Raw genomic sequence first — 6871 nt, 5'->3', positions numbered from 1 at the left:
CTAAACTGATCACGCCACGCCGGCACCAGACACACTTTTGATCCTTAACCCTATTAGCCCTTTAACCCCAAGAAGAAAACCGCCGAGCAGTTCACATCGGCGGTGTTTCTCATTATTTACGGGTTTTAATCCGTCTTGTGTTGTCGAGGGTTATGGATGCGCCGTCGGCAAGCGTCGAGGGGCGTCGCACGAATCTCGCGGTCGTCACAGCAGATCCCGGCGTGAGCGCGGCCTTACGCGAATGCGTTCAGCCCGGTCATCTTCTGGCCCAGGATGAGGGTGTGCATTTCATCGGTGCCCTCGTAGGTGCGCACGGATTCGAGGTTCGCGGCGTGGCGGATGGGGGAGTACTCGTGTTGGATGCCGTTTCCTCCGAGGATGGTGCGTGCTTCGCGGGCGATCTCGATGGCTACGCGGGTGTTTTGCAGTTTGGCTACGGAGATCTGGGAGATGTCCAGGGTGCCGGCGTCTTTCTGGCGGCCGACGTGCAGGGCCAGCAGGTAGCCCTGGTTCAAACCGATTGCCATGTCTACCAGCTTCTTCTGGGTGAGCTGGAAGCCGGCGATGGGTTTGCCAAATTGGGTGCGCTCTTGGGCGTAGGCCAGTGCGCACTCGATGGAGTCACGCGCAGCACCGAGCACACCCCAGCCGATGCCGTAGCGTGCTTCGTTGAGGCACATCAGGGGTGCTTTGAGGCCGAAGCGGCCGGCAAGGATCTTGTCTTCGCCGACGAGGGCATCCTTCAGGTAGATGTGCGCCTGGGTGGATACGCGCATGGAGAGTTTGCGGTCGATTTGCTGCGGGTTGAAGCCGGGGGTGCCCTTTTCCACGATGAACCCAGCAACGGTTTCTTCCCGGCCTTCTGGGATGCCGTCGAGGCCTGCGGCGGCGAGGTCGGCGGTGGAAACCTTGGCCCAGATGATGGTCAGGTCGGCGTAGTGGGACAGGCCGATCCAGCGCTTTTCGCCGTTGAGGACCCAGCCTTCACCTGGTTTGTAGGTGGCGCGGGTGGTCATGGAGGCAGGGTCGGAACCAGCAAACGGTTCGGTGAGGCCGAAGGCGCCGAGCAGTTCCGCGGCGGCCATCTTGGGCAGGTACTTTTCCTTCTGCTCCTCGGTGCCGTGGAGGTGGATGGAGGTCATGGCCAGGGAGCCGAGGACGGAGAAGATGGTGCGCAGGCCGGAGTCAGCGGCTTCGACTTCGAGCATGGCCAGGCCGTAGTCGACGGCGGAGCGGCCGGGGCAGCCGTAGCCGGAGAGGTGGGCACCGATCATGCCTTTTTCGGCGAAGCGGGGGATGAGTTCGAAGGGTACGTGTGCGTCTTCGTACCACTGGCCGACGTGGGGTTTGATTTCGGTTTCGACGAATGCGCGGACGTCATCGCGCCATGCGATCTCGTCGGGGGAGAGGAGGCTGTCGAAGTTGAGCAGGTCGGTTGCAAAAGTCATGATGGGTCCTTTCTCGGGGTTGAGATGAAAGTAGTGGGGGTTATTCGGTTGAGGTCTTGGCCGGGGTGGTGGCGATCCATTCCAGGACGTCGTCGCGGTCTTCGTCGAGGCCCGGCGCGGCCTTGGTGTATTGGATGGCGCCGGAGCTCATGTCCAAGGGGTTGGACACGAAGGGGATTTCGTCGGTGCCGTCCTTGGTTCGGATGCGCACGATGGGTTCTAGCCCAAGATCGTCGGCAAAGTGCACGGCTTCGCGCACGGTGAGGATCGGGGCGATGGGGAGGCCTTTGGTGCGGAATAGGTCGATCCATTCCTGCGCGTTCTTCGCCGCCAGCAGGTCGTGCAGGATGGGTCTCAGTGTTTCGCGGTTGGTGTTGCGTTGTTCGTTGGTGGCAAAGCGCGGGTCGTCGATAAGCTCGGGCGCGCCGAGCCCCTCGGCGAAGACCGCGAATTGTTTGTTGTTGCCCACGGCGATGACCAGTTCACGGTCTTTGGCGGGGAAGGGGCCGTACGGGAAGATCGACGGGTGGTCGTTGCCCGTGCGGGTCATTTCCGCGTCAGATGCCACGGCGGCGGAGGTCATGTTGACCATGGAGGACAATGCCGCCGAGAGCAGGTTTGTGCGGATTGTTTCGCCGCCACCTCCGAACCGTTCGCGGCGCAGGAGGGAGGCGAGGATGCCGACGGCGGTGTGGAGGCCTGTGAGCACGTCGATAAACGCGTAACCTGCTTTTTGCGGTGGCCCATCGGGCGAGCCCGTGATGGACATGAAGCCACTTGATGCCTGAATGAGCATGTCATAGCCCGGAAGCTGCGCGCCGGCACGTGAGCCAAAGCCTGTGATCTTCGCGTGGATCAGATCGGGCCATCGCTTTTCGACGCTCTCCGGGTCCAGCCCGAACTTATCCAAACTGCCCACCCGGAAGTTATCGATGAGCACATCCGCACGATCAATGATCGCGTAAGCCGTTTCTAAGTCATCCGGGTTTTTGAGGTCGAGTTTGATCGAGTTCTTGTTGCGGTTGATGGACAGGTAGTACGTGCCCACATCGCCGCGCTTCGGCGGAACCCACTGGCGAGTGTCATCACCGGTGGGACCTTCTACCTTGATCACGGTGGCGCCCAGGTCCGCGAGCAGCATTGTCGCGTAAGGGCCCGCGAGGACGCGGGAGAAATCCGCTACAACAATGCCGTGCAGGGGGCCACCTTGAGGTTGTTGGAGTGCCATTCTTACTGTCCTTTGTTTGATTTCCTGGTTCTTTTCGCGGCCTGGGTTGCCTGTTCCAATTCCTCGATGAACTTGTCATCCTCAATATTGGAGCGCCGGGCAGAGTCTTGCAGCATGTTCCACTGAGAATCCGGTACGGCCTCGGCGCTGCCGTGCCAGAAGAAAAGCCTGCGTGCTTCCCTGCGCAGGGAGATCTCCTTCTTCAACTCATGGCGGTGCGTCCACCATGCCCAGCCGATGATGACCATGATGAGTAGACCCATGTAACCCAGAACCGGGTAGACCCAGCCGATGAGGTTGCTGAAGCCGATGAAGCTGAGCACGAAACCAATCAGCACGGCGGCAACGTAGATGGGGTAGAAATTTTTCGGTTTGTTGCGGGCGAGGCGCTTGCCAAAGGCGTAGAACATGCCGATCGCGGTGTTGTAGATCATGCCGTAGATGGCAAATGTCATTACAAGACCAAGTACTGGGTTGATCGCGGTGATCATGGCCTGCGTTGGCATCTCATTGTCCTGGACGGTGTCCACGCTGAGGTACAGCGAGGTAACCAACATGGCCAGCAGGAGCAGGAAGCAGGCGCCACCGGCCAGGCCACCCCAGCCCGCTTCACGCGGGTCAAAGAGGTTGCCGCCGATGACGATGGCCATGGATACCCCGACGATGATCTGCAAGCCAATACTGTTGATCGCCGCTACCCACCAGTTAGGCAGGGTGGTAGGAATCTGTGTTGCCTGTTCGTGCAGGGTGGAAAAGTCCGGCTCAGCGGTGGCGATGGTCCAAATTGTGGCAATGGCGATCATGACAATGATCAACGGCGTCAAGGCACCAATAGCCACCGTCACCTTGTCCACGTCCAGCAAGCCGGTGAGCAGAACCAGCACCAGCATGATGGTCGCCCCGATCCACACCGGCCAGCCGAACTGCTGGTTCAGGTTTGCTCCCGCACCGGCGAACATGGCGAAGCCGATGCAGAACAAGCACACCAGTGTCGCGCCATCAAGAATCTTGGACACGATTGGCCCGGAAATAGCGTCAAACACACCCGTGTGTTCCTTCGCTCGGTGGTAGCTGCCTAGTTGAAGCATGGCAAAACCGGTGAGCGTCAGTGCGAGTGAGGTGAGGAATGCGCCGAGCAGACCCCAGTTGCCAAAGGCGACGAAGTACTGGAGGGACTCGCGGCCAGAGGCGAAGCTGGCGCCGACCAGAACGCCGACGAAGGCCATGGCGATCTCAAGGACTCTGAGTTTCATGGGTGTAGCCCTTTCTCATGGGTTGTGGTTGGAGGTTTGCGGAGGGTTAGGAGCCGATGTAGCGGATGTCCAGGTATTCTTCGATTCCTTCGGCGCCGCCTTCCCGGCCGAAACCGGACTGCTTAATGCCGCCGAATGGGGCGGCGATGTCGGTGATCATGCCTCGGTTGATGCCCACCATTCCGGCATTGAGCTCTTTGGCAAAGCGCTGGCAGGTGTGCACGTTTTCGGAGAACCCGTAGGATGCCAAGCCGAACTCCGTGTCATTAGCCTTTTCAATCGCCTCATCTAGCGTGCTGAATGTGCTCACGGTGGCCACCGGGCCGAAGATCTCCTCGCGCAGGATGCGTGCATCCGCGGGGATGCCACTGAGTACCGTTGGCGGATAGAAGTAGCCGGTCTGCTCCGGTATCTCACCACCACGGTGGACGGTGGCGCCGGCCTCAACCGTTTCGGTGACCAGTGCATGGATGCGGTCGCGCTGCGCAGCGGTAATCATGGGGCCCAAGGTGGTGTCTTCCTCCAGGCCATTGCCCATGACAACCTTGTCCATTTTTTCGGAGAGGCGCTGGGTGAACTCGTTGGCAATTGATTCGTGCACGAGGAAGCGGTTGGCTGCCACGCACACCTCACCGCCGTTGCGGAGTTTCGCCTGCATAGCGCAGCTGAGCGCGAGCTCCATGTCCGCGTCTTCCGCCACCACGAAGGGTGCATTGCCGCCCAGCTCCATCGATGCGCGCTGCAGGTTCTGCGCGGACTGCCGCATGAGGATCTTGCCTACCGCGGTGGAACCGGTGAAGGTGATCTTGCGCAGGCGGGCATCCGCCATCAATGTTTCAGACAGCTTGGCGGCGTCGGTGGTGGGGAGGATCTGGATGAGGTTCCTAGGGGCGCTGAAACGTTCCAGCACATCCGCGATGACCTGGCCCAGCAGCAGCATGGACAGCGGGGTCTCCGCGGCGGGTTTGACCAGCACTGGGCAGCCAGCAGCCAGTGCCGGGGCGATCTTGCGCGCGCCCATGGCCAGCGGGAAATTCCACGGCGTGATAGCCAGCACCGGACCAACCGGGGTGCGCGTCACCACAATGTCACCAGCACCCGCTGGTGACTGCGCGTACCGGCCGGGGATGCGCACAGCTTCCTCGCCGAACCAGCGGAAATAATCCGCCGTGTTCGCCGTTTCTCCGCGTGCCTCAATGAGTGGTTTGCCCATCTCTAAGGTCATCGTGCGCGCGAATTCCTCCTGGCGCGCCATGATCTCCTTGTAGATCGCGTGGCAAATGTCCGCCTTCTTCCGCGGCGTGAACGCCACATATGCTTTTTGCGTATCGACGGCCCGAGCAAGCGCCCCAAGCCAATCCTCCGCCTCCGTGTTCACCACGTGCGCAATGGTTTTTTCCGTAGCCGGGTTGACCACATCAAAATGTTCACGGCGTGCGGAGGTATCAGCACGTGGATCCAGCGGCAGATCGGTGGGCAGCTGGGGGTCTTTAAACAAGGTCATAATCGTCTCACTCCTTGGGTGTACGCGGTGGCTAGAAGGTGTTCTTCAACGCGGCAACGAGGATCTCCAGCCCCTCGTTCAACAGCGCCTCCGGGATCACCAATGGGGGCAGAAGCCGGATGACATTGCCATCAACACCACAGGTCAGGGTGATCACACCCTGCTCTTTACAGGCATTAGCTACTGCTGCGGTGCGCTCCGCCGTATCCAACTCAATGGCCATCATTGCGCCACGGCCACGCACATCCTTGACCTCCTCATGTGCCAGCAACGGCTCGAGGTGGGTACGGATGATGGCCTCAATCTCACGGGCGCGACCACACAGATCGTTCTCTTCGATCTCCTCAAACACAGCCATCGCTGCCGCACAGGCCAGCGGGTTACCGGCATACGTGCCCCCCAGTGCGCCGGGGCCAGGAGCGTCCATGATCTCCGCACGGCCAGTCACAGCGGACAGTGGCATGCCGTCCGCCAATGCTTTTGCGGAGGTGATCATGTCTGGTTCCACCCCTTCGTGGCTGCAGGCGAACATGTCACCGGTGCGGGCCAAGCCTGCCTGGATCTCATCGGCCACAAAGACAACGTTGTTCTCGCGGCACCATGTTGCAATGGCCGGCATGAAACCCTCCGCCGGCTCAATGAAGCCACCTTCGCCCTGAATGGATTCTAGGACCACGCACGCCAAGTTCTCCACACCAATCTGGCCTTCGAGCACGCGGATCGCGCGGTCAGCTGCCTCCTGGCCCGACAGGCCATCACGCAGCGGGTACGACATGGGCAGGCGGTGAACATCGGAGGCAAATGGACCAAAGCCAGTCTTGTACGGCTTGTTCTTCGCAGTCATGGCCAGCGTGAAGTTCGTGCGACCATGGTAGGCGTTATCAAAGGTGGCCACAGCGAATTTGCCGGTGTACGCGCGGGCGATCTTTACAGCGTTTTCCACGGCTTCCGCACCGGAGTTGAACAACGCAGTCTTTTTCGGGAAGTCACCCGGGGTCAGCTCATTGAGCTTCTCGCACACGTCGATGAAACCTTCGTAGCCGGTGACCAAAAAGCAGGTGTGGGTAAACTTCTGTGCTGCCTTAGTGACAGCTGCGGTCACGCGAGGATTGGACACACCTACCGAGGTCACGGCGATGCCGGAGGCGAAGTCGATGAGGGAGTTCCCGTCGACGTCGATAAGCACCCCTCCATCACCATCCACGATGTACCGCGGAAGGCCGGGCACCAAAGCCCGTGCGACAGCGTGCTCGCGACGCGCGTCCAGGCGGGCATTGTCTCCCTCCGTAGGCGCGCTCGTGATGGTGCGCTTCTGCGGGAGGCGGTAGGTGAGGTCTTGCATGATCACTCCTTCTCTACTGAGGACTTCGTGTAGTCAAACCAGTATGTGGTGAAGAAGGTGATGTCCGTCATGTACAGTACGGCGAAAAATATTGGA

At 60.4% G+C, this 6871-nt stretch carries 5 protein-coding genes; all 5 read right to left on the bottom strand.

Features of this window, described 5'->3' with window-relative positions:
• Positions 1-233: 233 nt before the first annotated feature.
• The 5 genes from HMPREF2129_RS04615 to gabT are packed head-to-tail and all read right to left on the bottom strand — an operon-like array spanning position 234 to position 6775.
• Complete coding sequence (locus HMPREF2129_RS04615; RefSeq protein WP_034663791.1) at positions 234-1448, bottom strand: acyl-CoA dehydrogenase family protein; 1215 nt, start codon at positions 1446-1448, stop codon at positions 234-236.
• Positions 1449-1488: 40 nt separating this feature from the next.
• A complete protein-coding gene (locus HMPREF2129_RS04610; protein WP_034663788.1) occupies positions 1489-2676 on the bottom strand; it encodes a CaiB/BaiF CoA transferase family protein in 1188 nt (395 codons plus the stop codon).
• A gap of 2 nt (positions 2677-2678) precedes the next feature.
• Entirely contained in the window at positions 2679-3929 is a 1251-nt protein-coding gene (locus HMPREF2129_RS04605; protein WP_034663785.1) for a YkvI family membrane protein, read from the bottom strand.
• A gap of 46 nt (positions 3930-3975) precedes the next feature.
• Positions 3976-5433, bottom strand: a complete 1458-nt coding sequence (locus HMPREF2129_RS04600) for an NAD-dependent succinate-semialdehyde dehydrogenase (RefSeq protein ID WP_034663782.1) — start codon at positions 5431-5433, stop codon at positions 3976-3978.
• Between the two features lie 31 nt (positions 5434-5464).
• Positions 5465-6775 carry a 4-aminobutyrate--2-oxoglutarate transaminase gene (gene gabT, locus HMPREF2129_RS04595; protein WP_034663780.1) on the bottom strand — a complete coding sequence of 437 codons (1311 nt, stop codon included), beginning with the start codon at positions 6773-6775 and terminating at the stop codon, positions 5465-5467.
• Between the last annotated feature and the right edge of the window lie 96 nt (positions 6776-6871).

The sequence above is a fragment of the Corynebacterium tuscaniense DNF00037 genome (assembly GCF_000759055.1).
Lineage (GTDB): Bacteria > Actinomycetota > Actinomycetes > Mycobacteriales > Mycobacteriaceae > Corynebacterium > Corynebacterium tuscaniense.
The sequence above is the reverse complement of the archived record's forward strand: the minus strand, read 5'-3'. Positions and strand labels throughout refer to the sequence as shown.

Bases quoted from the DNA above. Each gene is read 5' to 3' on its own strand.
- gabT (WP_034663780.1), bottom strand. From the start codon at position 6,775: ATGCAAGACCTCACCTACCGCCTCCCGCAGAAGCGCACCATCACGAGC.
- HMPREF2129_RS04600 (WP_034663782.1), bottom strand. From the start codon at position 5,433: ATGACCTTGTTTAAAGACCCCCAGCTGCCCACCGATCTGCCGCTGGAT.
- HMPREF2129_RS04605 (WP_034663785.1), bottom strand. From the start codon at position 3,929: ATGAAACTCAGAGTCCTTGAGATCGCCATGGCCTTCGTCGGCGTTCTG.
- HMPREF2129_RS04610 (WP_034663788.1), bottom strand. From the start codon at position 2,676: ATGGCACTCCAACAACCTCAAGGTGGCCCCCTGCACGGCATTGTTGTA.
- HMPREF2129_RS04615 (WP_034663791.1), bottom strand. From the start codon at position 1,448: ATGACTTTTGCAACCGACCTGCTCAACTTCGACAGCCTCCTCTCCCCC.